The 510-nt window shown below is 82.2% G+C and carries 1 pseudogene; it reads right to left on the reverse strand.

Features of this window, described 5'->3' with window-relative positions:
• Window positions 1-510 (reverse strand): annotated as a pseudogene (locus PYV61_RS26565) (hypothetical protein); the annotation flags it as partial.

Below are 510 nucleotides of genomic sequence, written 5' to 3' on the forward strand. Positions count from 1 at the left end.
CGCGACGAGCAGCATCGGCCGCCGGCGCGTGGCGGCCGCCGGGGGCGCGGCCTGCGCCAGGGGCGCCGCCTCCGCCACGGGCGCCAGCTCCGCGACGTCGATCCGGTGCAGCGTCGGCAGGTCGAGCAGCGGGGCCCACTCGGCGGCCTCGGCCATTTCGTCGGCCGGCGCCGACGTCGCCAGGCAGACGCCCGGCACGGGGAGCCGGCGGGCGAGCGCCAGCAGCAGCCGCCGCGTCATGGGGTCCGCCCGCGTCGCCGACGCCACCACCACCAGCACGGGCACCTCGGCGGCCACCTCCTCGACCGCGGCCCGCGCGGCTTCGACCACCGCCCACTCGTCGCCGTCGGCCGGCGGGAGGGCGGGGAAGGCGTCGCGCACCGCCGGCAGCACGGTCGCCAGCCGCGCCAGCACGGCCGGCGCCAGCCCGGCCAGCCCGGGGGCGTCGGCCAGCGGGCCGAGCAGCACCCGCGCGGTCGCCCACGGCGCCTCGCCGGCGGGCGGGAAGAC

This window comes from Roseisolibacter sp. H3M3-2 (assembly GCF_029211165.1).
Lineage (GTDB): Bacteria > Gemmatimonadota > Gemmatimonadetes > Gemmatimonadales > Gemmatimonadaceae > Roseisolibacter.